Genomic DNA, 25,568 nt, shown 5'->3' with positions numbered 1-25,568 from the left:
GCCTCATTCACTCATACCCAGAAGGCTACGAGCGTACTCGCGCATCGGCGCGCCAAGCAAATCCTCCGGGGTATTATCGTGGAACGTCAACAAACCGCCACGGCTCTTGATCCGCGCAGTGTCGATCAGGTAGCGGGTGCTGGTTTCGATGAGCATCATCTGCACCACACCGGTGTCCCAGCCCAGGCGGTCGACTGCCTGCTCGTCATACCACTCGTCGCCATTGCCGATACGGTCGTCGGTGCGGGCAAAGCGGGTATACAGCACGTAGTCGGCACCCACCGAACGCGCCTGGGCTATGGCATCTTCCAGGCCCAGTGGCCCTTGGGCACGGCGTACCAGCGGGAAATACTCGACGAAGCTCTTGAAGGCCTGCTCGGCCACCGCATTCTGCCGCGGCACCGGCCCCTTGCCCGGCGGCACGAACGCGCCCTGGCCGATGAAGATGAATGAATCAGGCTGCAGGCGGATTGACAGGGTACGACGGGTATCGCTGTGGTCCAGCAGACCGGCATCGCTCAGGTGGTAACGGACGCCCTCGCCCATATCGCTGACATTCATGCAACCGCCTAGCGCCATCAGCGCCAGCAGCAAAACCAGGCTACGCATCTTTCCTCCAGTGGCCGGCGACGAAAAACCGGCGAATAGCCGGCGGATGCAGCTTTTGCGCCAGCTTCAGCCACCGATCACCTTCATCACCATCACATCGCCGGAAAACGCCAGGTCCTGCTTGTCTGCCAAGGCTTTGACCAGCAAGCGCTGCAGGGCCGGCAGCGCCTGATGGCGCGGTTTTTCCAGCAGGTCGCCGACGAAATGGCGGTTGCCCGAGGACAGGCAGCCATGCAGCCAGCCCGTGGAGGACAGGCGCAGCCGCGAACAGGTACGGCAGAATGGTACGCTTTCGTTGGCGATCACACCGAAGTGGCCTTTGCCGGGCACCTGATATCGCAAGGCGGTGGCGTCCAGAGGCGCATCCACCTGAACGTAGGCATGCCTGCCAGCGATCAGTGTTAGCAGTTGGTCAAGGCCGACGAACTGCTGCAGGAAGGCGTTGTGGTCACGGGCCAGGTGGCCCATGCGCATGAGCTCGATGAAACGCAGTTCGAAGCCGCGTTCAAGGCAGTAATCCAGCAGCGGCAACACCTGATCGAGGTTCTCCCCGCGCATCGGCACCATGTTTACCTTGATCTGCATGCCCATGGCGCTGGCCTGTTCCATACCCGCCAGTACGCTGGCAAGGTCGCCGCCCCGGGCAATACGGCGGAAGGCATGTGGATCGAGGGTATCGAGGGAAACGTTCAAGCGGCGGATGCCTGCCGCCTGCAACTGGGGCAACTTGCGCGCCAGCAGCTGGCCATTGGTAGTCAGCGAAATATCGTCAAGGTCGAGCCTGGCCACGGCAGCCAGGAAGGCATCCAGGCGCGGACTGACCAATGGCTCACCGCCGGTGATACGCAAGCGCTCGATGCCGGCGGCTTCGATCAGGTAGGCCACGCCACGGGCCAGGGCATCCGCCGGCAGTTCGTCCTGTGCTGCCACCAGGCGCTTGCCGTCTGGCACGCAGTAGGTGCAGGCATAATTACAGGCAGCCGTCAGGCTGACGCGCAGGTTGCGAAAACGCCTGCCTTGACGATCGACGATCATGAATGACTCCGGCATGAATGATGGGGCTGGCAAAACCTGACTCATAAATCAGGTTTTTGCAAGTCCTATCCTTTTTGCCGCTGTCGGTGTTGCCGTGCTGCTGTGGGAACAGGCTTGTCAGTCATGGGGCTGCTACGCAGCCCATCGCAGGCAAGCCAGCTCCCACAGGATCGCGCAACCTTCAAGTCTGCGTTGTACCGGTGGGAGCTGGCTTGCCTGCGATTGGCGCAAAGCGGCCCAAACAACGCGGGCTGGCAGGCCTCAGGGAGAGCCTGCACTAACTCAGTTGGAGGGTTCGGGATCGCGCTTGCGCTTGTTGCCCATGCGCACGCCGATGTCCATCAGGAACTGGAAGAAGCCTTCCTGGTCCTCCAGAACATTGCTCCAGAACGGCGAGTGGTACAGCGCCACGGCGCCATGTACCAGCGCCCAGGCGGCGCAATAGTGGAAATACGGCGGTACGTCTTCGAGCTTGCCTTCGCTGATACGGCCCTTGATCAGCTGGGTCAGGCGGTCGAAGTTGGACGCACGGATGCTGTGCAGCTGTTCGACCATTTCCGGTACCTGGTTGCCCTTGACCACCTTTTCTTCCAGGCGGTCGAACAGCCGGTAGCGCTGCGGATCGCGCATGCGGAACTCGAAGTAGGCTCGCGACAGGGCTTCCTTGTCGCGATCGACGTCGGCCGAATGCAACAGCGCGTTCAGGTCGCGCTCGTAGTCGAGCATCAGGCGCAGGTAGATCTCCGCCTTGGACTTGAAGTGCTTGTAGATCGTGCCTTTGCCGATGCCAACGGCGTCGGCGATCATCTCGACGGTGACGCTGTCTTCTCCCTGTTCCAGGAACAGTTTGAGCGCGGTGTCGAGGATTTCCTGTTCGCGACGGCGAAACTCACGGACCTTACGAGGTTCTTTCTGCATAGGAAGGACTGGATGACAATCGAAGCGGTTTATTATGCCTATCTTGCGGGAAATTGCACGGATCATCCAAGCATGTCTGTGTTTCACGATGCTTACTGCCATGCGCTGCGGGAGGAATGAAACCTCGGCGTATTCCAAATCTGTTTAAAAAACGATCAATATGCGCTGGCACTGCGCCAAACCTGACCAATACTTGAAGTGTTGGCGCGGCGCATCCCCCCCAAGTGGCGCGCCGATAAAGGTGCTCAGGGACCGCGTACCTTTGTTTTACTCCTAATGGTCTTAACCCGGATTCCCCCCCCAGAACCCGGGTTTTTTTTGCTTACTGCCCACTGTGACGAACTACTGTCCGCTCACCCGCGCCAACGGGAACAAGCGCTTGAAGTTGGCAGTGGTCTGTTCGGCCAACTGCTCATAACTGGCCCCACGCAACGAAGCCACATACTCCGCCACCTCACGCACGTACTGTGGCAAATTCGGCTTGCCCCGATGCGGGATCGGCGCCAGGTACGGCGAATCGGTCTCCACCAGCAGCCGATCGACCGGCACCTGCCGCGCCACTTCGCGCAGGGCATCGGCATTGCGGAAGGTAACGATGCCAGACAACGAAATGTAATACCCCAGGTCCAGCGCCGCCTTGGCCATGTCCCAGTCTTCGGTGAAGCAGTGCAGCACGCCGGCCTGCGGCAGGCTGGCCTCGCGCAGCAGCGCCAGGGTATCGGCACGCGCCGCACGGGTGTGCACGATTACCGGCTTGCCGGTCTGCCGCGAGGCCTCCAGGTGCAGGCGGAACGAGGCCTGCTGCAACTCGGCTGCTTCCGGCTCGTAGTGATAATCCAGCCCCGTTTCACCAATCGCCACCACGTGTGGGTGAGCCAGTTCGCGCAGCAGCCATTCCAGCGCCGGCGTTTCACCTGGCGCCAGGTCCAGCGGGTGCACGCCCACCGAGCAATCGACATCGACGTAGCGCTCGCTCAGCGCCTTCACCGCACCAGCATTCTCGGCACTGACGCCAATACAGAGGAAATGCCCGACCCCGCGCTCACGCGCCGCCTGCAGGGCAGCATCGAGGGAGCCCTGATGGGCGCTCAGGTCAAGACGGTCGAGGTGGCAATGGGAATCTACGAGCATGGGATAACGGCACACATGAAAAAATGAAAATCAGCGGGCGCCCGGCAACTGCAGCCAGTGGGCCAGCAGCGATTCAAGCAGCAGGGCGCGGTTGAGGTTGGCCTTGCCCAGCACCTTCTGGCGTTGCTCCAGGATCCATGCCTGTACCTCCAGCACCTTGGCCTGACGGCTCTTCTGGGCCAGGTACTGCACCACCTTGCGCATATCGGCCAAGCCTAGCCCCTCCTCGTCCTGGGTCAACTGGTAGCGCAGGATCAGGTGCGCCCAATCGCAGAACCAGTCGAACAGCAGCAACAGCGGCACACCGTTCCAGGCATCAGCCAGCTGACTGGGGGATTGCTGCTGCTTGAGCAGCTTCTTCACCCCGTCGGTGACCAGCGCGCGCTGCTCGCGCACGCCTTGCGCCTGCAGGCTGACTGCCATCAGCGGCGAACCGGCAGCCAGGGTCAGCAACTCGTCGCGCTCGGCCTCGTCACTGTCGGGTAGCGCGCCGGCCAGCCAGGCCTGGCTCTGGGCCAGGCTGGGCTGCGGGCAGGCAACCTGCTGGCAACGGCTCTTGATGGTCGGCAACAGGCGGCTGGGCTGGTGGGTGACCAGCAGCAACACGGTATCGCCAGAGGGTTCTTCGAGGCTCTTGAGCAGGGCATTGGAGGCGTTGACGTTCATCGCCTCCACCGGCTCGATCAGCACCACCTTGCGTCCACCCAGCTGTGCGGTCTGCACCACGAAGGCCACCAGCTCACGCACCTGATCGACCTTGATCGGCTTGTCAGCTTCCTCGGGCTCGAGGACAAAGTTGTCCGGATGGCTACCGGCCTTGAGCAACAGACAGGACTTACACCCGCCACAGGCATCCAGCCCTAAGGGCTGCTGGCACAGCAGGCGCGCCATCAGGCGCTCGGCCAGGGCGCGCTTGCCGATACCCTGCGGCCCGTGCAACAGGTAGGCGTGGGCGTGCTGGCTGCGACCGGCCAGTTGTTGCCAGAGGGCCTGCTGCCAGGGGTAGGCCTCAGCCACGGCAACGCTCCACGATGCCTGGTAGCAACGCATCGATGGCGCGCTGCACGGCCTCCAGCGACTGGCCGGCGTCGAGCAGACGGTAGCGCTGTGGCGCGCGCTCGGCGCGCTGCAGGTAAGCCTGGCGCACGGCTTCGAAGAACGCCTGGCCTTCCTGTTCGAAACGATCGAGACGACCGCGGGCGGCGGCGCGGGCCAGGCCCACTTCTACCGGTAGGTCGAAGACCAGGGTCAGGTCGGGGCGCAGGTCGCCCTGGACGAACTGCTCCAGGGTGGCGATACGCTCGACCGGCAACCCGCGACCGCCACCCTGATAGGCGTAGGTGGCATCGGTAAACCGGTCACACAAGACGACGGCCCCGCGCGCCAGCGCCGGACGAATCACCTGCGCCAGGTGCTGGGCACGCGCCGCGAACACCAGCAGCAGTTCGGTGTCGGCCGCCATGCTTTCATCGCTGGGCGCCAACAGCAGCTCACGGACCTTTTCGGCCAGCGGCGTGCCGCCGGGCTCCCGAGTCAGCACCACATCCAGGCCCTGCTCGCGCAGGCGCGCGGCCAGGTAGTCGCGGTTGGTGCTCTTGCCCGCGCCTTCGGGGCCTTCCAAAGTAATAAACAAGCCGCTCACAGGCAGTCCTTAATGTTGTTCGTCAGGCATAGGCCGCTCGGCCGCTTGCGCGCCGCCAGCAGGGGCGTCCTGCACAGGCGGCTGGTCGGGCGCTGGCTGCGCAGTAGACTCATCGGCAGGCGCCTCGGGCTGTTCGGCCTCGTCGGCATCTGGTTGCGGCTGTGGCTCTGGCTGCGATGGCGATGCTGGGCTGGAGCGGTAGTCCGCACGGCGCTTGAGCTGGAACTCGCGCACCGCCGAGTTGTGGTCGTCGAGGTCGTCGGAAAACACGTGGCTGCCATCGCCACGGGCGACGAAATACAGGCTGGTGCCATCGGACGGGTTCAGCGCCGCGTGAATCGCCTCGCGGCCGACCATCGCGATCGGGGTCGGCGGCAGGCCCGTGATGGTGTAGGTGTTGTAGGGCGTCGGCTCGCGCAGGTCGGCGCGGGTGATCTTGCCGTTGTAGCGCTCACCCATGCCGTAGATCACCGTCGGGTCGGTCTGCAGCATCATGCCCAGACGCAGGCGCCGTACGAAAACGCCGGCAATCTGCCCGCGCTCCTGGGGTATGCCGGTCTCCTTCTCCACCAGCGAGGCCATGATCAGCGCCTGGTACGGGTCACGGTATGGCAGGTCGGTGGTGCGCTCGGCCCACTCTTTGGCCAGCACTTCGTCCAGGCGCATATACGCCTGCTGCAGCAACTCGACGTCGCTCATGCCGCGCACGAAGCGGTAGGTGTCCGGGAAGAAGCGCCCCTCGGGGAACACGCCGGTATGGCCAAGCTTGTCCATCACTTCCGAATCGGAAAGCCCGTCCAGGGTATGCTTGATCTTTTCATGCTTGGCCACGGCCGAGCGCACCTGGCGGAAGGTCCAACCTTCGACCAGGGTCAGGTTGTACTGCACCACATCGGCCCGACGCCAGGCATCGAACAGTTGCTCCACGGTCATGCCAGGGGTCAGGCGGTACTCACCAGTGTGCAGGGGAGTGCCGGCCATGTTGAAGCGCCAGTACAGGCGCAACCAGACGGCGTCGTCGAGCAACCCCTCGTTCTGCATGCGATAGAACATGCGGTTTGGGGTAGTGCCATTGGGCACGTCGAGCAGGCGCTCCTGCGTCACGTGCAGGGGCTGCTGCAGGACCGAGTTGACCTTCCAGGCCGACCAGCCCACGGCAAGGCCGGCGAGGATCAAGCCCATTTCCAGCAGCAGCAGGAATTTACGTCTCACGAATTCAGGTTTCCAGTAACGTACGGGCAACGGCCTGCAGTTTACGGGTGAGCGGGCCCGGCGACCAGTTTAGCGCGGCAACGCCGCGCACGGGCCAGACACCGTAGACGCTGTTGCAGACAAATACTTCATCGGCCTGCTCCAGCGCCTCGAACGGCAGGTCGCACACCTGCGCCGGGATGCCCAGCAGCGCAGCCTGTTCCAGCAACGCGGCGCGCATCACGCCAGCGACGCCACAGCGGCTGAGGTCGGCCGTGAACAGCACGCCATCGCGTACCAGGAACAGGTTGCTGTACACCCCTTCGATCACCCTGCCCTGCCCGTCACGCATCAGGCCTTCGGCATGTTCGCTGTCCTGCCATTCGGCACGGGCCAGTACCTGCTCCAGGCGGTTGAGGTGTTTGAGGCCAGCCAGCAGCGGTTGTTCCCCAAGCCGGGTCTGGCACGGGAACAGGCGCACGCCATGCTCGGCATGTTCGACAGGATAGCTGGGCAACGGGCTGCCCTGCAGGATACGCCGCGGCGCGGCACCGGCAACCGGCGCGTAACCGCGCTGGCTGTCGCCACGAGTAAGAATGAGTTTGGCTACGCCATCTTCGAGCTGGCTGGCATAGCGCAGGAGTTCGTCGCGCACCAGCGCCAGGTCGGCACTGATTGCCAGCCGCTGGCATCCCAGCGTCAGGCGTGCGAGGTGGCCGTCCAGCAGGCTGGGCCGGCCACCACGTACGGCGATGGTCTCGAACAGCCCATCGCCGTAGGCCAGGCCGCGGTTCTGCAGGTTCACTGCAGCCGCCGGCTGGCCATCGATCCAGCTTTGCATCAACCGGCGAACCGGCGGAATACCAGCGAACCGTTGGTCCCGCCAAAGCCGAACGAGTTGGACAGCACCACATCGATCGGCATGCTGCGCGCCTGGTGCGGCACGAAGTCAAGGTCGCAACCTTCGTCCGGCTCGTCCAGGTTGATGGTGGGCGGGGCCATCTGGCTGTTGATCGCCAGCACGCTGAAGATCGCTTCCACGGCACCTGCAGCGCCCAGCAGGTGGCCAGTCATCGACTTGGTCGAGCTGACCGCCAGCTTGTAGGCATGCTCACCGAACACGCGCTTGATCGCCGCGACTTCGGCGATGTCGCCCGCTGGGGTCGAGGTGCCATGGGCATTGATGTAGCTGACTTCTTCCGGCTGGATGCCGGCATCGCGCAAGGCGTTGGTCATGCAACGGGCAGCGCCTTCGCCGGTGTCGGGTGGCGAAGTCATGTGGTAGGCGTCACCGCTCATGCCGAAGCCGACCAGCTCGGCATAGATGGTCGCGCCACGTGCCTTGGCATGTTCCAGCTCTTCGAGCACCAGGGCACCGGCGCCGTCGGACAACACGAAGCCGTCACGGCCCTTGTCCCACGGGCGGCTGGCCCGGCTTGGCTCATCGTTGCGAGTGGACAGTGCGCGGGAGGCACCGAAGCCGCCCATGCCCAGGCCGCACGCGGCCATTTCGGCGCCACCGGCGATCATCACATCGGCTTCACCATAGGCGATGTTGCGCGCGGCCATGCCGATGCAGTGGGTACCTGTAGTGCAGGCCGTGGCGATGGCGTAGTTCGGCCCTTGCAGACCCAGGTGGATCGACAGGAAACCGGAGATCATGTTGATGATCGAGCCCGGCACGAAGAATGGCGAAATACGACGCGGCCCCGAATCGTGCAGGGTGCGGCTGGTTTCCTCGATGTTGGTCAGGCCACCGATGCCCGAACCCATGGCCACGCCAATCCGCTCGCGGTTGACGTCGGTTACTTCCAGGCCGGCGTTACGCACCGCCTGAAAACCGGCCGCCAGGCCGTACTGAATGAACAGGTCGAGCTTGCGGGCCTCTTTGGCCGAGAGGTACTGCTCGACCTCGAAGCCCTTCACCGAGCCGCCAAAACGGGTGGAGTAGGCAGACAGGTCCGTGTGTTCGATCGGACCAATGCCACTGCGGCCAGCCAGAATGCCCTGCCAGGTGCTCGGTACATCGGTACCCAGAGGCGACAGCATACCCATACCGGTGACCACGACGCGTCTACGCGACACAGTACTCTCCTTTTCTAATCACAGAGTTTCTTGCCATTGCATTCAAGCAATGGAATGAAATGGCAACAAGCTCTTGGTGCGCGGTGAACAAAGCGGCCTGAAATGCGGGGCGCTCGCAAAGAAAAAACCGCACGCCGGCGAAGGCAGTGCGGTTTTCCCCGACAAGTAGCGTCGACTGGAGCGTCTTAGGCCTGGTGGGCTTTGACGTAGTCTACGGCAGCTTGAACGGTAGTGATCTTCTCGGCTTCTTCGTCAGGGATTTCGGTCTCGAATTCCTCTTCCAGAGCCATCACCAGCTCAACGGTGTCAAGCGAATCGGCACCCAGGTCATCGACGAAGGACTTCTCGAGAGTCACTTCTTCTTCCTTGACGCCCAGTTGCTCGGCGACGATTTTCTTGACGCGTTCTTCGATGTTGCTCATACCTAGGTTTACTCCTAATGGATATATGTCAGGCAGCTGGCCGGTGGCTAATTTTATAGAAAGACGTTCGCTTTTCAAGCTAAACGCACCTTCACACCAGTCACCACACCCGCTGCCTGGAATCTGGTTGCAGCTTTATAACGGATTTTAGGCTCGCAGTATGACTCTTTTTTTACGAAATCCGTCACATTGAGTTGCAGTTTTACATGTACATCCCGCCGTTGACCGGCACGGTGGCGCCGGTTACGTAGGCTGCGCCGTCGGAGGCCAGGAACGAAACCACCTTGGCGATTTCGTCGGCCTGGCCCAGGCGGCCCAGCGGGATCTGGGTCTGCAGGGCTTCGCGCTGCGCTTCTGGCAGCTCGCGGGTCATGTCGGTGTCGATGAAGCCCGGGGTCACCGAGTTGACGGTGATGCCACGCGAGCCCACTTCACGCGCCAGGGCGCGGCTGAAGCCTTCCAGGCCGGCCTTGGCGGCCGCATAGTTGGCCTGGCCGGCATTACCCATGGCGCCGACGACCGAGCCGATGCTGATGATACGACCCCAACGTGCCTTGGTCATGCCACGCAGCACACCCTTGGACAGACGGTAGAGGCTGTTCAGGTTGGTATCGATCACATCGAACCACTCGTCGTCCTTCATGCGCAGCATGAGGTTGTCGCGAGTGATACCGGCGTTGTTGACCAGGATGGCCGGTGCGCCGAACTGCTCGCCGATGGCGGCCAATACAGCTTCAACCGATTCGGCGCTGGTCACGTTCAGTTCCATGCCGGTACCGGTGATGCCGTGCTCTTTCAGGGTTGCCGCAATGCGCTCGGCGCCGGAGGCCGAAGTGGCGGTGCCGATCACGGTCGCGCCCTGGCGGCCCAGTTCGAGGGCGATGGCCTGGCCAATGCCACGGCTGGCGCCGGTGACCAGTGCAACTTTACCTTGCAGGCTCATGCAAGCTTCTCCAAATCAGGCCAGCGCCGCGCGGGTGGCGGCGACGGCGTCAGGGGTGTTGAGGTTGTAGGTGGTCACGCCGTCGGCGCAACGCTTGTTCAGGCCGGCCAGCACCTTGCCCGGGCCGCACTCGACCAGGTTGACGGCACCATTGGCTGCCAGGGTCTGCACGCATTCAACCCAGCGTACAGGCTGGTACAGCTGCGCCAGCAGGTCGTGCTTGAGGGCATCGAGACCAGCGGCAACGGCAGCGGTGACGTTCTGCACCACAGGAATTTGCGGGGCGTGCCATTCGATGGCGTTGACCGACTCGGCAAAGCGCTCGGCAGCCGGCTTCATCAGCGCGCAGTGCGATGGCACGCTGACCGCCAGCGGAAGGGCGCGCTTGGCACCCTTGGCCTTGCACAGCTCGATGGCGCGATCGACGGCGGCCTTGTTGCCGGCGATGACCACCTGGCCTGGCGAGTTGAAGTTGACCGCGCTGACCACCTGGTCTTCGGCCGCTTCGGCGCAGATTTCCACGACCACGGCGTCATCCAGGCCGAGAATGGCGGCCATGGCACCATGGCCGGCCGGCACGGCTTCCTGCATCAGTTGGCCACGGCGTTCGACCAGGCGCACGGCATCTTTCAGGCTCAGGCTGCCGGCGGCAACCAGGGCGCTGTACTCACCCAGGCTGTGACCAGAAACAAAGGCTGGCTTGGCGCCACCCTCTTCCAGCCACAGGCGCCACAGCGCGATGGACGCGGTGAGGATGGCCGGCTGGGTCTTGTCGGTCTGGTTGAGTTGCTCTTCCGGGCCTTCCTGGACCAGCTTCCACAGGTCGTAACCGAGTGCCTCGGACGCTTCCTTGAAGGTTTCGATGATCACTGGCTTCTCGGCGCCGAGCTCGGCGAGCATGCCCAGCGACTGGGAACCTTGACCGGGAAAGACGAATGCGAGAGATGCAGACATTGAACAAGCCCTTATGATCTTGTCGTCGGATAGGGTGCGCCAGGCCCTGGGCCAGGCGCGGAATCTGAAAGCTTGGATGGAGACGCGGACCAAGCGGTCACATTTAAGCACTTCATCGGCGATATGCCTAAGGTCTTTATTCCTTCAGCACCGGCCCTTTCGCGGGTAAACCCGCTCCCACAGAGTTACCACAGACCTGAAAGTTGTGGGGCACCTGTGGGAGCGGGTTTACCCGCGAAGGGGCCGGCACAGGCTACAGCAGCAGGTCTTCCAGCCGCCCATGCAAGCGCTGCGGCAGGTTTTCCTGGATCTCGATCAAGGCCCGCTGGATGGCACTCTGGAAGCCCTGCACCCCCGCCGAGCCATGGCTCTTGATGACGATGCCCTGCAACCCCAGAAAGCTTGCGCCATTATGCCGCGCCGGTGCCAGGTCGGCCTGCAGGCGCTTGAGCAGTGGCATGGCCACGGCCCCGGCCGCCCGCGACAATACACCCCCCTTGAACAACTGCTCGATGCGCGCGCCAATCATCGTCGCCAGCCCCTCGCTCGACTTGAGCAGGATGTTGCCGACGAAGCCGTCGCACACCACCACATCGGCTTCGCCGCGATACAACCCGTCACCTTCGACGAAGCCTATGTAGTTGAGCCCTCGGGCGTTCTGCAACAGGCTGGCCGCCAGCTTGACCTGCTGGTTGCCCTTGATGTCCTCGGTACCGATGTTCAGCAGCGCCACGCGCGGCCGTTGCACACCCAAGGCCTGGGCGGCCACCGAGCCCATCACGGCGAACTGGTAGAGGTTCTCGGCGCTACAGTCGACGTTAGCACCAAGGTCGAGCAACTGGCAGTAACCGGCCTGGGTCGGAATCGCCGCCACCATGGCAGGCCGATCGATACCCGGCAGTGTCTTGAGCACGAAACGCGACAGCGCCATCAGCGCCCCGGTGTTGCCGGCACTGACGCAGGCCTGGGCCTTGCCGTCGCGTACCAGCTCGAGGGCGATGCGCATCGACGAGTCCGGCTTGCCGCGCAGCGCCTGGGATGGCCGCTCGTCCATGCCCACCACCTCGCTGGCGGCCACGATTTGCAGGCGCGCGCGATCCGCAGCCGCAAGGCCGCTGACAAGATCTTCAAGGAGGGAGGGTTGACCGACGAGGGTCAGATGCAGCGAGGGGGTAGCCGAAAGGCAGGCAATGCTAGCCTGGACAATGCTGCGGGGACCGAAGTCCCCGCCCATTGCGTCGATCGCGATGATCTGAGCGGACAAGGATTACTCGTCAGCGCCCTTGTCGACCACTTTGCGACCACGGTATACGCCTTCTGGCGAAACGTGGTGACGCAGGTGTACTTCACCGGTGGTTTTCTCTACCGACAGCGCGTTTTCCGACAGGGCGTCGTGCGAACGGCGCATGTCACGGGCAGAGCGGGATTTTTTGTTCTGCTGAACAGCCATAATTGATTAACTCCTAAACGTTTGGGTCACGCTTTAACTGCGCCAAAACACTGAACGGGTTGGACCGCGATACCTCGTCCTTGCTCGATTCGGGCTCGTCTGCGCCCGCCGGCTGCTGGCATTCTTCCGGATGGTGAGCAGGCACAATTGGCAAGGCGAGCAGAAGCTCCTCCTCGATCAATGCCTGCAGATCCAAAGGATCTTCGCCCAGTTCCAGCACGTCATAGCCTTTCGGCAACGACTGGGTATTCGCACCCTCCTTTACCACGGCGTATGTACATTCGCTGTGGATCGGCAGGGTGACCAGCTCAAGACAACGCTGGCAAACCATCTTGACCTCGACGTCCAGCTCGCTGTGGATAACCACCACGTGCTGTTCATCTCGTTCAAAATCGAACTTCGCCTGCACCGTACCGACATTGTCGGAAAGCGGGTCGCAGAGTCTTTCCAAATCAGCGAGTTGCAGCGAACCGTTAAGGGTTACGCCACGATCGGCTAATTTGCGCGGGTCAACGTGAGGTGGAATCGGGTCATTCAACATAGGCGCAGCATTCTAGGGATGCCCCCCGCCCCTGTCAAAGGAAATTCGGCGGCATCGTGCGTGATAGAATTTGTTCAACTGATTCAGGAGTCTACCATGCTTCCTCTGTTACTGGCTTCCAGCTCTGCCTACCGCCGCGAACTGCTTGCGCGCCTGCGCCTGCCTTTCACCTGGGCAAGCCCCGATATAGACGAGCAGCGCCTGGATGATGAGCCGGCGATGGAACTGGTGCGCCGGCTGGCCAGACAAAAAGCCGAGGCCCTGGCGGGTAGCCACCCCGGGCACCTGATCATCGGTTCGGACCAGGTTGCGGTGCTGGGCGAGCAGGTACTGGGCAAGCCGCACACCTTCGAGCGGGCCTGCGAGCAACTGCTGGAGTGCAGCGGGCAGCAGGTGAGCTTCCTGACCGGGCTGGCATTGCTGAACAGCGCCACCGGGCACTGCCAGGTGGACTGCGTGCCGTTTACCGTGACCCTGCGCGAACTGGACCGGGAGCGGGTGGAGCGCTATGTGGCGGCGGAACAGCCGCTGGACTGCGCTGGCAGCTTCAAGGCCGAGGGGCTGGGGGTGAGTTTGTTCCAGAGCACGCATGGGTGCGATGCGACCAGCCTGATTGGGCTGCCGCTGATTAGATTGGTGGATATGTTGACCAGGGAAGGGGTGGTGATTCCCTGAGACCTTGGGGCCGCGCTGCGGCCCTTCGCGGGCACGCCCGCTCCCACAGGCGTGTCGCAACCTGCGGGTTTTGCGCGATCCCCTGTGGGAGCGGGCGTGCCCGCGAAGGGGCGCAAAGCGCCCCCGGCAATCCCGGATCAGCGCAATTGCGGCCCCTGGAACCCCATCCACATCGCCAAACGCTCGGCCACACTGGCCCCCACACGCTTGGAGAAGCGATCGAGCGCCGACTCCTGCACGGTGAAGTCCACCAGGTCTTTCTCACCCACGATCTCACGCGCCACATAGCTGGCACTGCCCAGCCCATCGACCAGCCCCAGCTCCTTGGCCTGCTCACCCGACCAGACCAGGCCACTGAACAGCTCCGGATGCTCCTTGTCCTTCAGGCGCTCGCCCCGCCCCTGCTTGACCATGGCAATGAACTGCTGATGCGTGGTATTCAGCACGCCCTGCCAGAACTCGGTCTCTTCCGGCTTCTGCGGCGAGAACGGGTCGAGGAAGGCCTTGTGCTCGCCTGCCGTGTAGGTACGTCGCTCCACCCCCAGCTTCTCCATGGTGCCGACAAAGCCGTAACCGGCCGCCGTCACACCAATCGAGCCTACCAGGCTGGCCTTGTCTGCATAGATCTCGTCCGCGGCACTGGCGATGTAGTAGGCGCCGGAAGCACCAAGGTCGGCAATTACCGCATACAGCTTGATCGCCGGATATTCGGCACGCAGGCGGCGAATTTCGTCATACACGTAGCCCGACTGCACCGGGCTGCCGCCAGGGCTGTTGATGCGCATCACCACAGCCTTGGTCTTGCTGTCTTTGAACGCATCACGCAGGCTCTTGACGATATTGTCGGCGCTGGCCGGCTCCTGGTCGGCAATCACCCCGCGCACCTCGACCAGCGCGGTATGGCTGGTACTGCGCGACGCCGCCTTGTCCATGTCCATCAACGGCGTGAACAACGCCAGAATGCCGAACAGGTAGACGAACGTCAGCGCCTTGAAGAAGATCCCCCAGCGCCGCGCCCGACGCTGCTCCTGAACGCTCGCCAGCAGGGTCTTTTCCAGCAGCTTCCAGCTCTTGCGCTCTTCGCGCTCCTCGGGTTCGGCCTCGGGGGCTTTCCATTCGTCTGCCATGCTTACCTACCTTGGAAATGGAATTGCGGAACCACCCAGCCACTCACGCAACTGGGAAAAATGATCGATGCATACCTGCGGGCCGAATTCGGCCAGCGCCGACAGCGACATGGCACCATAGCCCACGGCCACCGAATGCATGCCAGCATTGCTGGCCATCAACAGGTCGAACGCCGAATCTCCGACCATCAGCGCACGCGCGGGTTCGACGCCGCAATGGCCGAGGATTTCCTCGAGCATCAGCGGGTGCGGCTTGCCTCGGGTCTCGTCGGCGGCGCGGGTGATGTCGAAGAACTGCTCCAGGCCGTTGGCCTTGAGCACCCGATCCAGCCCGCGACGGGCCTTGCCGGTGGCCACCGCCAGGCGGTAACCCTCGGCGCGGAAGGCATCCAGCGACTCGACCACCCCCTCGAACAATGGCGAGGGCTGCTGATCCAGCGCCATGTAGATATCGGCATAGTGCTGACGGAAGCCTTCGACCTGCGCAGGCGCCAGGTGCGGGTACAAGGTGTGGATCGCCTCGCCCAGGGCGAGGCCGATGATGCCCTTCACCGCATCCTCGCTGCTTTGCGCCTCGCCGGCGCGCGTGGCGGCGGTGTTCATCGCCTCGACGATACGCCCGATGGAGTCGGCCAGAGTGCCATCCCAGTCGAAGATCAGTAGCTCATAGCCTTTTTTCATGGATCAGGACGCACTCAGCCGCTCAACGGTTTTTGCCCAGACTTCATCCACCGGCGCTTCGAGCTTGAGCTCGCCACCGTCCGGCAGCGGTACGGTCAGCGCATAGGCATGCAGGAACAGGCGCTTGCCGCCCAGCTCGCGGATTTCGCGACTGAAGTCTTCGTCGCCGTACTTGCTGTCACCGGCGATCATGTGCCCGGCATGCAGGGTATGCACGCGGATTTGATGGGTACGGCCAGTGATCGGGCGCGCCTCGACAATGGTGGCGAACTCGCCGAAGCGGCGCAGCACGCGGAACAGGGTCAGCGCCTCCTTGCCTTCGTCGTTGACTTCGACCATACGCTCGCCAGAGCGCAGGTTGCTCTTGAGCAGCGGTGCGTTGACCTGTTTCTTCGAGGTCGGCCAATGGCCGCGCACCAGCGCCATGTAGCGCTTGTCGACGCCATCGCCACGCAGCGCGGCATGCAGATGGCGCAGCATGCTGCGCTTCTTGGCAATCATCAGCAGCCCGGAGGTGTCGCGGTCCAGGCGGTGCACCAGTTCCAGTTCCTTGGCGTCCGGGCGCAACTGGCGCAGTGCCTCGATCACGCCGAAGCTCAGGCCGCTGCCACCATGCACGGCGATGCCGGCCGGCTTGTTCATCACGATCAGCGCCTTGTCTTCGTAGACGATGGCCGCTTCCAGGCGCTGCAGCAGGCCCTGGGCCACCGGCGCCGGCTCGTCTCGCTCCGGCAGGCGGACGGGCGGTACCCGCACGATGTCGCCAGCCTGGATCTTGTACTCCGGTTTGACGCGCCCCTTGTTGACCCGTACCTCACCCTTGCGCAGGATGCGGTACACCAAGGTCTTGGGCACGCCCTTGAGGGCCGTGATGAGGAAATTGTCGATGCGTTGGCCGGCAAGCTCCGGCGCGACTTCGATCAGCTGAACGCCGGAAGTCGGAGGGGTATTGGTCGTCATGGCGGGATCATAACAATTTTTTATGGAATTGAAGCACTTAATCATTGCTGCTATAGTCGCGAACGCCGCCAAAAGCGGCAGGCCAGTGGTACCAGGCTTGTTGCCGGTCCCTGACCAACGCAATTCTCCAGGACGCGAGGCCGTCCTACGGGGTTTTCGCCAGTTTACCGAATTGCCTGGAATCGCCACCAGCGCTGTGTAGAGAAGACCGAAAAAAAACGACAAGTGCGGTGTTTCACCTGCTTACCCGATTCTTTTCGCTGTACCTCTGCCCGCCCGTCGCTTCCACGCAACGCCCGGCGAATGCTTCGGAAATACCTGCCTTGGACATGAATGGCGCCAGCGCAGAACCTGCGCTGGCGAAAAATGCAACCCGTTGCGGATTCAGCGCGCGGCAGCACCCGAATTATCAGGGATACGTGCAGGGTGGAGATGCACAGCCCTCGGACCGTGTAGCACCGCGTCCGGCCCACCAGTCCACTGACGGCTGGCGAGCGGATAAGGTCCTGAACAGATGCCCCCGGGCGTCCACGGCTGACGGTTGATTCCTCCTCCTGACTGAGTGCACAAGGCCCGCTTGGTTGATTCGGATTCCAATTCGAAGCCACCGGGGCCTTGTTGGCACCGCAGCAAACAGGACGCGTCGTCGCGACAACGGCAGGCTGGGCAACCGGCTGGTGCCGAACGTTGCTCGACACGGGGGTGGCCCGGCCACCCTTTGCGCACCTTGGCACCGACCATGAGACGTCGTGTGTGCCGAACGCCGTTTCCGGCAGCCCGGAAACCGACGGTACAACATGAAAAGAATGCTGATTAACGCGACTCAACCCGAAGAGTTGCGTGTAGCCCTGGTGGACGGCCAACGTCTCTACGACCTGGACATCGAGTCCGGCGCGCGCGAGCAGAAAAAGGCCAACATCTACAAAGGCAAGATCACCCGCATCGAACCCAGCCTCGAAGCCGCCTTCGTCGACTTCGGTTCCGAACGTCACGGCTTCCTGCCGCTGAAAGAAATCTCCCGCGAATACTTCAAGAAGGCCCCCGAAGGGCGGGTCAACATCAAGGAAGTGCTGAGCGAAGGCCAGGAAGTCATCGTCCAGGTCGAGAAGGAAGAACGCGGCAACAAGGGCGCCGCCCTCACCACCTTCATCAGCCTGGCCGGCCGCTACCTGGTACTGATGCCGAACAACCCGCGCGCCGGTGGTATCTCCCGCCGCATCGAAGGCGAAGAGCGCAACGAGCTGCGTGAAGCCCTGAACGGCCTGACCGTACCGGGCGACATGGGCCTGATCGTGCGCACTGCCGGCCTTGGCCGCAGCAGCGAAGAAATGCAGTGGGACCTCGACTACCTGCTGCAACTGTGGACCGCCATCAAGGAAGCGTCCCTGGACCGCGCCGCGCCATTCCTGATCTACCAGGAAAGCAACGTCATCATCCGCGCCATCCGCGACTACCTGCGCCAGGACATCGGCGAAGTGCTGATCGACAGCATCGACGCCCAGGAAGAAGCCCTGACCTTCATCCGTCAGGTAATGCCGCAGTACGCCAGCAAGGTGAAGCTGTACGAAGACAGCGTGCCGCTGTTCAACCGCTTCCAGATCGAAAGCCAGATCGAGACCGCCTTCCAGCGCGTGGTCGACCTGCCGTCCGGCGGTTCGATCGTGATCGACCCGACCGAAGCCCTGGTGTCCATCGACATCAACTCGGCACGCGCCACCAAAGGCAGCGACATCGAAGAAACCGCCCTGCAGACCAACCTGGAAGCGGCCGAGGAAATCGCCCGCCAGCTGCGCCTGCGTGACATCGGCGGCCTGATCGTCATCGACTTCATCGACATGACCCCGGCGAAAAACCAGCGCGCGGTGGAAGAGCGCGTGCGTGAATGCCTCGAGGCCGACCGCGCTCGCGTCCAGGTCGGTCGCATCTCGCGCTTCGGCCTGCTGGAAATGTCCCGTCAGCGCCTGCGTCCGTCGCTGGGCGAAAGCAGCGGCATCGTCTGCCCTCGCTGCTCCGGCACCGGCATCATCCGTGACGTCGAATCGCTGTCGCTGGCCATTCTGCGCCTGATCGAAGAAGAAGCCCTGAAGGACCGCACCGCCGAAGTTCGCGCACAGGTGCCGATCCCGGTGGCTGCTTTCCTGCTCAACGAGAAGCGCAACTCGATCACCAAGATCGAACTGCGCACCCGTGCGCGCATCATCATCCTGCCGAACGATCACCTGGAAACCCCGCACTTCGAAGTCCAGCGCCTGCGCGACGACAACCCGGAAGTGATGAACAACCAGTCCAGCTACGAGATCGCCGCCGCCGAAGCCGAAGAAGCGCCGCAGCCGACCGCTACCCGCACCCTGGTTCGCCAGGAGGCCGCGGTCAAGACTGCCCCGGCCCGCGCCAACGCACCGGTACCGGCCACTGTCGAAGAGCCGCAGCCTGCCGCACCGGTCGCCCCTGCCCCGGTCGCCCCGGAGCCAAGCCTGTTCAAGGGCCTGGTGAAGTCGCTGGTAAGCCTGTTCGCCGGCAAGGAAGAGCCTGCCGCTGCGCCAGTTGTAGCTGCCGCCGAGAAACCGGCCGCCGAGCGCAGCCCACGCAACGAAGAACGCCGCAACGGCCGCCAGCAGAGCCGCAACCGCAACGGCCGCCGCGACGAAGAACGCAAACCGCGTGAAGAGCGTGCCGAGCGCGCACCTCGTGAGGAACGTGCTCCACGAGAGGAACGCGCACCGCGCGAAGAGCGTGCACCACGTGAAGAACGCGCCCCACGTGAAGAACGTGCACCGCGTGAAGAGCGTGCTCCGCGCCAGCCACGCGAAGACCGCCGCGGCAACCGTGGCGAAGAGCGCGTGCGCGAACTGCGTGAGCCACTGGACGCCACCCCTGCCGAGCGCGAGGAACGCCAGCCGCGTGAGGAACGTGTTGCCCGCGAAGAACGTGCCCCACGCGAAGAACGTGCCCCGCGTGAAGAGCGCGCACCTCGCGAGGAACGCGCCCCACGCGAAGAACGTGCACCGCGTGAAGAGCGTGCTCCGCGTGAAGAACGCACACCTCGCGAAGAACGTGCTCCGCGTGAAGAGCGCGCACCTCGTGAAGAGCGTGCTCCTCGCGAAGAACGCGCCCCGCGCCCGCCACGTGAAGAGCGTCAGCCACGCGTAGCCGAAGAAGCCGCTGAGCAGGCTGCCGAGCTGGCCGAAGAGCAACTGCCGAACGAAGAGCTGCTGCAGGACGAACAGGAAGGCACCGATGGCGAGCGCCCGCGCCGCCGTTCCCGTGGCCAGCGTCGCCGCAGCAACCGTCGTGAGCGTCAGCGCAACGCCAACGGCGAGCTGATCGACGGCAGCGAGGAAGAAGGCAGCGAAGAGCAGGCACAACCGCACCAGGCCACCGAGCTGGGTGCCGAACTGGCCGCTGGCTTGGCCGTGACCGCCGCTGTCGCCAGCAGCAACATCAGTGCCGACGCCGAAGCCCAGGCCAACCAGCAGGCCGAGCTTGCCACCGCCGAAGTCGCCACCGTTGCGCAAACCGACAACAGCGAAGCCGCCCAGCCGGTTGAGAAGGTCGAGCAGGTCGACGCTGCCGCCAAGGCTGAAGAAGTGGCCGTGGCGCCAGTGGTCGAGCAGCCGGTCAACGAGCCTGTAGCCGTGGTCGAGGCAACTGCCGAGCCCGTGGTCGAAGTCGCTCCGCAGCCAGTGGTCGAAGAAGCACCTGCTGCCGAACCGGTAGTGGTTGCCGAGGCACCGGTAGAAGCGCCTGCCGTCGAGGCCGGTGAAATCGAGCAGGCCCCGGCCGTGGTCGAGGCTGCTCCGGTTGCCGAGCAAGCTGCTCCAGTTGTCGAAGCCCAGCCAGAAGTAGTGGCCGAGCCTGCTCCAGTGGTCGTCGAGCCTGCACCGGTCGAAGCCCCTGCGGCGGTGGAACCTGCCACTGTGATGCTGGCCAACGGTCGTGCGCCGAACGACCCGCGTGAAGTGCGTCGCCGCAAACGTGAGGCCGAGGCTGCCGCCAAAGCCGCGCAGGAAGCTGCTGCAGCCGCTGAGGAGCCAGCCCTGGAAGCCACCGATGAGCAAAAGCCTCATCACGGTTGATAGCCAAGGCTGAATGAAAAAGCCCCGCCAGTGCGAACTGGCGGGGCTTTTTCTTATCTGGGCGTTTTGCCTGTACCGGCCTCTTCGCGGGTGAACCCGCTCCCACAGGCCCCCACTACCCTCAGGTCCTGCGAGGTCCCTGTGGGAGCGGGCGTGCCCGCGAACACCGGCGCAGCCGGTGCCAGCTACCGCGCTGGGTTCTTCGCGGGCACGCCCGCTCCCACAGGTAACGCATGAGCCTGATACCTGCGTACAGGCAATGAATCAGTAGAGGTTAGGCTCCATTTCCAGCTCCACCCCGAACCGCTCCAGGATATCGGCCTGGATCCGCCGCGCCAGCGCATGCATCTGCGCCCCGCTCGCCTGGCCGTAGTTGACCAGCACCAACGACTGCAAACGATGCACCCCGGCGTCCCCCTCGCGATGGCCCTTCCAGCCTGCCTGCTCGATCAACCAGCCTGCCGCCAGCTTCACCTGGCCATTGGCCTGCGGATAAGCCACAACCCCCGGGTGCTGCGCACGGATACGCTCAACCTGTTCCGCCGAGACCACCGGGTTCTTGAAGAAGCTCCCGGCATTACCCAGCTCTGCCGGGTCTGGCAGCTTTTCGCGGCGAATGCTGCAGATCGCCTCGCTGATCGCCTGCGCCGTCGGCTCGGTCACACCCTGCTCTGCCAGGCGCTGGCGCACCGGGCCGTAGTCCAGGTGAGCCTGCAGCGTGCGGCTCAAGGCAAAGCGCACCCGCAGAATCAACCAACGCCCGGGGTTGCGTTTGAACAGGCTGTCGCGATACCCGAAGGCACATTCAGCCAAGCCGAAATCACGCAACTCGCCGGTCTCGCGGTCCAGGGCGGTCAGGCCGGCGAACACGTCCTTGATTTCCACGCCATAGGCGCCCACGTTCTGCATCGGCGCGGCGCCCACGGTGCCAGGGATCAGGCTGAGGTTCTCCAGCCCGCAATACCCCTGCGCCAGTGTCCACTGCACGAACGGGTGCCACGGCTCACCGGCCTCGGCCTCGACCACGATACGTTCGCCATCGTCGCTGAGCACGCGCCGGCCACGGCTGGCCATATGCAGCACCAGCGCATCGATATCGCGGGTCAGCAGCAGATTGCTGCCACCGCCAACCACCAGCACTGGCAAGCCGCCCTGATGCGCCTGGGCGAGCGCCTGGCGCACTTCCTGGTCATCATGTGCCTGGCTGAAGTACCGCGCCTTCACATCGATGCCAAAGGTGTTGTAAGGCTTGAGCGATACCTGCTCCTGCCACTGCTCTGTCATAGCCGCCCCTTGATTTCCAGGACCAGCGCCTGGCACGCGGCTTCCACCAGGTCGAGCACCTGCTCGAAGCCGTCGGCACCGCCGTAGTACGGATCTGGCACTTCATCCAGTGCTGCACCATAGCGCCGCAGGAACAGGTCGAGCTCCCCCACTGCTGTGTGCGGGCGCATCGCACGCAAGTGGCCAAGGTTGCTCTCGTCCATGGCCAGGATCAGGTCATATTCGGCAAAGTGCGCCGCCTTGACCTGCTGGGCGCGTTGCTGCGACAGGTCATAGCCACGCGCCAGCGCTGCCTTGCAGGTGCGGCTGTCAGGCGCCTTGCCGACGTGCCAGTCGCCGGTGCCGGCCGAGGCCACATGCACCCGGTCGGCAAGCCCGGCAGCCTGCAATTGATGGCGCAGCACGCCTTCGGCGGTGGGCGAGCGACAGATATTGCCGAGGCAGACGAAGAGGACGCGCATCAAGCCTCCAGCAAGCGCCGTACGCGCTCCAGGTCTTCAGGGGTATCCACGCCCACGGCAGGCGCCTCGATGGCGTCTTCGACGTGGATGCGTACGCCATGCCACAGGGCACGCAGTTGCTCCAGCGCTTCGGTCTGTTCGAGCCAGCACGGGCCCCAGCTGACGAAATCCTGCAGGAAGCCGACGCGGTAGGCGTACATGCCGATGTGCCGGCGATACGGCACGCCTTCTGGCAACACGTTGCGGTCCTTGGCAAAAGCATCGCGGGCCCAGGGCAGCGGTGCACGGCTGAAGGTCAGGGCCAGGCCGTTCTTGTCGCTGACCACCTTGACGGCATTGGGGTTGAACACGGTTTCCGGCTCATGGATCGGCTCGGCCAGGGTGGCGATGCCAGCTTCCGGATGCGCCGCCAGGTTGGCTGCCACCTGGTCGATGATCACCGGCGGGATCAGCGGTTCGTCACCCTGCACGTTGACCACGATGGCATCGGCCGGCAGGCCGAGGTGCGCGGCCACTTCGGCCAGGCGATCGGTGCCGGACTCATGGTCGGCACGAGTCATCAGTACTTCGGCGCCGAAGGCCTGGCAGGCCTCCAGAATACTGGCGTCGTCGGTAGCGATGACCACGCGGCTGGCACCGCTCTTGCGGGCCTGTTCCCATACATGCTGCACCATCGGCTTGCCGGCAATCGGCAGCAACGGCTTGCCCGGCAGGCGCGTGGAGCGCAGCCGGGCGGGGATTACCACGGTGAAGTCCAGGCTCATTTGTCCAGACGCTCGTCGTCGGTCAGGGTGCGTGCCTCGCTTTCCAGCATGACCGGGATGCCATCGCGGATCGGGTAGGCCAGGCCAGCTCCCTTGCTGATCAGCTCGGTCTTGTCGGCACTGAGCTTGAGTGGGCCCTTGGTGATCGGGCAGGCCAGGATATCGAGCAGTTTGGTGTCCATTGGAGGCTTCCTTTAGGCCAAGTGGCCGGGAATTGAAATAGGGCTCAGGGCTTGCGCAGCAAGCGTTGCAACTGGTTGTCGAACCAGGCGCTGAAGGCCGGCGTGGGCTGCGCCTCGACGGCCAGGTACCACCAGTCGTCAGCGGCGAAGGCCCGGCATTTCACCGCATCCTTTTCGGTCATGACCAGCGGCAGCGGCGGGCTGAAGGCCAGGCTCTGTGCGCTGAATTGTGCATGGTCGGCAAAGGCATGCGGCACCGGCTGCCAGTTTAGCTCCAGCAGGGTATTGAAGAAACGTTGCGGGTTGCCGATACCGGCCACCGCATGCAGGCGTTGGCCTGCGGGGAAATGGTCAAGCGCGCGGCGCTCACCAGTCCGCAGGTTTACCAGGGTGGACGGCTGCAGGCGGAAGCCGAAACCATCGGCGCGGTCTGCGCTGGCACCGTTGAACAACACCGCGTCAGCCTCGTGCAGGCGCTCGGCCGGCTCACGCAACGGCCCCGCCGGCAGGCAGCGGCCATTGCCCAGGCCCCGGGCGGCATCGATCAGCACCAGCTCCAGGTCGCGCGCCAGGCGGTAGTGCTGCATACCGTCGTCGCACAGGATCAGGTCGAGGGGTTCGCTGGCCAGCAGGGCCTGCACGGCGCGGGAACGGTCGGGGTCGATCATCAGCGGCACGCCGGTGCGCTGCACGATCAGCAGCGGTTCGTCGCCAGCCTGCCCGGCAGCCTGGTCGGCCTGCACGCGCCAGGGTAACTGCGGCGGTTTGGCGCCATAGCCACGGCTGACCACGCCCACCTTCAGCCCCTGCTGACGGCAGTGCTCGATCAGCCACAGGATCATCGGCGTCTTGCCGGTACCACCCACGGTGATGTTACCCACCACGATGACCGGAACCGGGGCCCGGTAGCTGGCGCTTTCGCCACTGAGAAAACGCGCCCGCTTGCGCGTGACCACGCGGCGATACAGCGCCTCCAGCGGGCGCAGCAGTGCCAGGGCCGGGTGCCCGGCGTACCAGGCGGCGAGCAGACGGTCGGCGAAGGCCATCAAGGCGTACCCTGGGCCGCCTCGACGGTGGTCATGCGCAACTGGCTGAAACCGAGCTTGCCGGCGGCGTCCATCGCGGTGACCACAGCCTGGTGCGGGGTCTTGCCGTCGGCGCTGATCGCCAGCGGCAGCTTGTTGTCGCCACCCGACTCACGCTCGATCGCCTCGCTCAGGGTGGCCAGGTCGCTCTTGGGCAACAGGTGGTTGTTCACCGAGTACACGCCTTCGGCGCTGATGGTGATTTCCACCAGTTTGCCCTGGTCGGGCGGCGCCTGTTCGGCGCTGGCGGCTTCGGGCAGCTCGACGCGCAGCTGGGTCTCGCGGGTGAAAGTGGTGGTGACCACGAAGAACAGCAGCAGGACGAACACCACATCGATCAGCGACGCCAGGTTGATGTCGACGTTCTCCCGCTGGCGGTTGCGCCGGAACTTCACGCCTTGCCTCCGGCCACTTCCACTTCACGGTCGCCCTGAATCACCTCCACCAGCTTGATCGCCTCCTGCTCCATGCCTACCACCAGCTCGTCGATGCGACGCAACAGGAAGCGGTGGAAGAACACCGCCGGGATACCGACCATCAGGCCGGCCGCTGTGGTGACCAGGGCCTTGGATATACCACCGGCCAGCACTGCGGCGTTGGCGGTCATCTGTGAGCCCATGAAGGCGCTGAAGATGTCGATCATGCCCAGCACGGTGCCCAGCAGGCCCAGCAGCGGGGCCATGGCAGCGATGGTGCCAAGGGTGCTGATGTAGCGCTCCAGTTCGTGGATGACACGCGAGGCGGCCTCCTCGATGCATTCCTTCATGATTTCGCGGCCATGGCGCGAATTGGCCAGGCCGGCGGCAAGGATTTCGCCCAGTGGCGAATCGGCGCGCAGGGCCTTGAGCTTGTCACTGGTCAGTTGCTTGTCCTTGATCCACATCCACACCTGGCCCAGCAGGTGCGGCGGGGTCACGCGACTGGCGCGCAGGGTCCACAGGCGCTCGACGACGATAGCCATGGCTGCGATGGAGCTCAGAATGATCGGCAGCATCATCCAACCACCGGACTTGACCAATTCCCACACAGTAAACGCCCCTTTGGAAAAAGGCCGCCACTCTACCATAGGCGCGCGGGGGGCTCATCTGCCGGAGGTCAGGGAATTGACCGGGCCAGTTTCCAGCTTGGGCTTTGGAGTGTCTGGACTGGCCTCTTCGCGGGTAAACCCGCTCCCACAGGTATTGCGCCGCTCTCAAGCTTTGCGCCGTACCTGTGGGAGCGGGTTTACCCGCGAAAGGGCCAGCTCAGCCACCTGCAACATCACGCCAGAACCGCCTCTGTCGGCGCACACTCTCAACCTCCCCGCCCCCACCCAGCACCAACCGCAACGCCCCCTCGACCGCCGTGTCATG

27 protein-coding genes are annotated in these 25,568 nt (G+C 63.9%); 2 read left to right on the top strand and 25 right to left on the bottom strand.

Annotated features, from left to right (window positions below; genetic code table 11):
* Positions 1-3: 3 nt before the first annotated feature.
* The 15 genes from JV551A3_RS10540 to JV551A3_RS10470 all read right to left on the bottom strand — a co-directional run bounded on the left by JV551A3_RS10540 (position 4) and on the right by JV551A3_RS10470 (position 12,921).
* Positions 4-609 (bottom strand): DUF4823 domain-containing protein, encoded by a 606-nt coding sequence (locus tag JV551A3_RS10540; RefSeq protein WP_133970755.1) that lies wholly within the window; start codon positions 607-609, stop codon positions 4-6.
* Between the two features lie 66 nt (positions 610-675).
* Positions 676-1,644: a GTP 3',8-cyclase MoaA gene (locus JV551A3_RS10535; RefSeq protein ID WP_133970754.1), complete on the bottom strand. Its 969-nt coding sequence runs from the start codon at positions 1,642-1,644 to the stop codon at positions 676-678.
* A 282-nt stretch (positions 1,645-1,926) separates the two neighbouring features.
* Entirely contained in the window at positions 1,927-2,562 is a 636-nt protein-coding gene (locus tag JV551A3_RS10530; protein ID WP_003260720.1) for a TetR/AcrR family transcriptional regulator, read from the bottom strand.
* Positions 2,563-2,904: 342 nt separating this feature from the next.
* Positions 2,905-3,693 (bottom strand): TatD family hydrolase, encoded by a 789-nt coding sequence (locus JV551A3_RS10525; RefSeq protein WP_133970753.1) that lies wholly within the window; start codon positions 3,691-3,693, stop codon positions 2,905-2,907.
* A 30-nt stretch (positions 3,694-3,723) separates the two neighbouring features.
* Complete coding sequence (locus tag JV551A3_RS10520) at positions 3,724-4,710, bottom strand: DNA polymerase III subunit delta' (protein WP_133970752.1); 987 nt, start codon at positions 4,708-4,710, stop codon at positions 3,724-3,726.
* Complete coding sequence (gene tmk, locus JV551A3_RS10515; protein ID WP_133970751.1) at positions 4,703-5,335, bottom strand: dTMP kinase; 633 nt, start codon at positions 5,333-5,335, stop codon at positions 4,703-4,705. The genes JV551A3_RS10520 and tmk overlap by 8 nt, the downstream gene beginning before the upstream one ends.
* A gap of 9 nt (positions 5,336-5,344) precedes the next feature.
* Positions 5,345-6,547 (bottom strand): endolytic transglycosylase MltG, encoded by a 1,203-nt coding sequence (mltG, locus tag JV551A3_RS10510; RefSeq protein WP_133970750.1) that lies wholly within the window; start codon positions 6,545-6,547, stop codon positions 5,345-5,347.
* Positions 6,548-6,551: 4 nt separating this feature from the next.
* Positions 6,552-7,367 (bottom strand): aminodeoxychorismate lyase, encoded by an 816-nt coding sequence (gene pabC / locus JV551A3_RS10505; RefSeq protein WP_133970749.1) that lies wholly within the window; start codon positions 7,365-7,367, stop codon positions 6,552-6,554.
* Positions 7,367-8,611: a beta-ketoacyl-ACP synthase II gene (fabF, locus tag JV551A3_RS10500; RefSeq protein WP_133970748.1), complete on the bottom strand. Its 1,245-nt coding sequence runs from the start codon at positions 8,609-8,611 to the stop codon at positions 7,367-7,369. The genes pabC and fabF overlap by 1 nt, the downstream gene beginning before the upstream one ends.
* A gap of 185 nt (positions 8,612-8,796) precedes the next feature.
* Positions 8,797-9,033, bottom strand: coding sequence for an acyl carrier protein (gene acpP, locus JV551A3_RS10495; RefSeq protein WP_016715141.1), 237 nt, complete (start codon positions 9,031-9,033; stop codon positions 8,797-8,799).
* Between the two features lie 202 nt (positions 9,034-9,235).
* The gene (gene fabG / locus JV551A3_RS10490; RefSeq protein WP_003247160.1) at positions 9,236-9,976 is read right to left on the bottom strand and encodes a 3-oxoacyl-ACP reductase FabG; all 741 of its coding nucleotides are present in this window, start codon (positions 9,974-9,976) and stop codon (positions 9,236-9,238) included.
* A 15-nt stretch (positions 9,977-9,991) separates the two neighbouring features.
* Entirely contained in the window at positions 9,992-10,930 is a 939-nt protein-coding gene (gene fabD / locus JV551A3_RS10485; RefSeq protein WP_112253334.1) for an ACP S-malonyltransferase, read from the bottom strand.
* Positions 10,931-11,183: 253 nt separating this feature from the next.
* Positions 11,184-12,194: a phosphate acyltransferase PlsX gene (plsX, locus tag JV551A3_RS10480; RefSeq protein WP_133970747.1), complete on the bottom strand. Its 1,011-nt coding sequence runs from the start codon at positions 12,192-12,194 to the stop codon at positions 11,184-11,186.
* A 3-nt stretch (positions 12,195-12,197) separates the two neighbouring features.
* A complete protein-coding gene (gene rpmF, locus JV551A3_RS10475) occupies positions 12,198-12,380 on the bottom strand; it encodes a 50S ribosomal protein L32 (protein WP_003247154.1) in 183 nt (60 codons plus the stop codon).
* A gap of 13 nt (positions 12,381-12,393) precedes the next feature.
* A complete protein-coding gene (locus JV551A3_RS10470) occupies positions 12,394-12,921 on the bottom strand; it encodes a YceD family protein (protein WP_012313431.1) in 528 nt (175 codons plus the stop codon).
* Between the two features lie 96 nt (positions 12,922-13,017).
* Between JV551A3_RS10470 and JV551A3_RS10465 the strand changes: the two genes are divergently transcribed.
* Positions 13,018-13,596: a Maf family protein gene (locus tag JV551A3_RS10465; RefSeq protein WP_133970746.1), complete on the top strand. Its 579-nt coding sequence runs from the start codon at positions 13,018-13,020 to the stop codon at positions 13,594-13,596.
* Between the two features lie 137 nt (positions 13,597-13,733).
* Here the strand turns inward: JV551A3_RS10465 and sppA are convergent, their stop codons facing one another.
* The 3 genes from sppA to rluC are packed head-to-tail and all read right to left on the bottom strand — an operon-like array spanning position 13,734 to position 16,364.
* Positions 13,734-14,723 (bottom strand): signal peptide peptidase SppA, encoded by a 990-nt coding sequence (gene sppA / locus JV551A3_RS10460; RefSeq protein ID WP_133970745.1) that lies wholly within the window; start codon positions 14,721-14,723, stop codon positions 13,734-13,736.
* Positions 14,724-14,729: 6 nt separating this feature from the next.
* Positions 14,730-15,404, bottom strand: a complete 675-nt coding sequence (locus JV551A3_RS10455) for an HAD family hydrolase (RefSeq protein ID WP_133970744.1) — start codon at positions 15,402-15,404, stop codon at positions 14,730-14,732.
* Between the two features lie 3 nt (positions 15,405-15,407).
* Complete coding sequence (gene rluC / locus JV551A3_RS10450) at positions 15,408-16,364, bottom strand: 23S rRNA pseudouridine(955/2504/2580) synthase RluC (protein WP_103449704.1); 957 nt, start codon at positions 16,362-16,364, stop codon at positions 15,408-15,410.
* A gap of 797 nt (positions 16,365-17,161) precedes the next feature.
* Between rluC and rne the strand changes: the two genes are divergently transcribed.
* Positions 17,162-20,440: a ribonuclease E gene (gene rne / locus JV551A3_RS10440; protein WP_177421270.1), complete on the top strand. Its 3,279-nt coding sequence runs from the start codon at positions 17,162-17,164 to the stop codon at positions 20,438-20,440.
* A gap of 264 nt (positions 20,441-20,704) precedes the next feature.
* Here rne and murB read toward each other — a convergent pair whose 3' ends face one another.
* From murB to JV551A3_RS10400, 7 genes are read right to left on the bottom strand one after another with little or no spacing between them, the layout of a single operon-like run.
* The gene (gene murB / locus JV551A3_RS10430; RefSeq protein ID WP_133970741.1) at positions 20,705-21,724 is read right to left on the bottom strand and encodes a UDP-N-acetylmuramate dehydrogenase; all 1,020 of its coding nucleotides are present in this window, start codon (positions 21,722-21,724) and stop codon (positions 20,705-20,707) included.
* Positions 21,721-22,185: a low molecular weight protein-tyrosine-phosphatase gene (locus JV551A3_RS10425; protein WP_003259973.1), complete on the bottom strand. Its 465-nt coding sequence runs from the start codon at positions 22,183-22,185 to the stop codon at positions 21,721-21,723. The genes murB and JV551A3_RS10425 overlap by 4 nt, the downstream gene beginning before the upstream one ends.
* On the bottom strand, positions 22,185-22,949 hold the full coding sequence (gene kdsB, locus JV551A3_RS10420) for a 3-deoxy-manno-octulosonate cytidylyltransferase (RefSeq protein ID WP_133970740.1): 765 nt from the start codon (positions 22,947-22,949) through the stop codon (positions 22,185-22,187). The genes JV551A3_RS10425 and kdsB overlap by 1 nt, the downstream gene beginning before the upstream one ends.
* The gene (locus tag JV551A3_RS10415; RefSeq protein ID WP_003247142.1) at positions 22,946-23,131 is read right to left on the bottom strand and encodes a Trm112 family protein; all 186 of its coding nucleotides are present in this window, start codon (positions 23,129-23,131) and stop codon (positions 22,946-22,948) included. The genes kdsB and JV551A3_RS10415 overlap by 4 nt, the downstream gene beginning before the upstream one ends.
* A 44-nt stretch (positions 23,132-23,175) precedes the next feature.
* Entirely contained in the window at positions 23,176-24,177 is a 1,002-nt protein-coding gene (gene lpxK, locus JV551A3_RS10410) for a tetraacyldisaccharide 4'-kinase (RefSeq protein WP_133970739.1), read from the bottom strand.
* On the bottom strand, positions 24,177-24,611 hold the full coding sequence (locus JV551A3_RS10405) for an ExbD/TolR family protein (RefSeq protein ID WP_046617071.1): 435 nt from the start codon (positions 24,609-24,611) through the stop codon (positions 24,177-24,179). Before JV551A3_RS10405 ends, lpxK begins: the two co-directional genes overlap by 1 nt.
* A complete protein-coding gene (locus tag JV551A3_RS10400; protein WP_016391244.1) occupies positions 24,608-25,243 on the bottom strand; it encodes a MotA/TolQ/ExbB proton channel family protein in 636 nt (211 codons plus the stop codon). Before JV551A3_RS10400 ends, JV551A3_RS10405 begins: the two co-directional genes overlap by 4 nt.
* Positions 25,244-25,568 lie beyond the last annotated feature (325 nt).

The organism is Pseudomonas inefficax (genome assembly GCF_900277125.1).
Taxonomy (GTDB): Bacteria; Pseudomonadota; Gammaproteobacteria; order Pseudomonadales; family Pseudomonadaceae; genus Aquipseudomonas; species Aquipseudomonas inefficax.
This window is presented reverse-complemented; position numbering and strand designations above follow the sequence as displayed.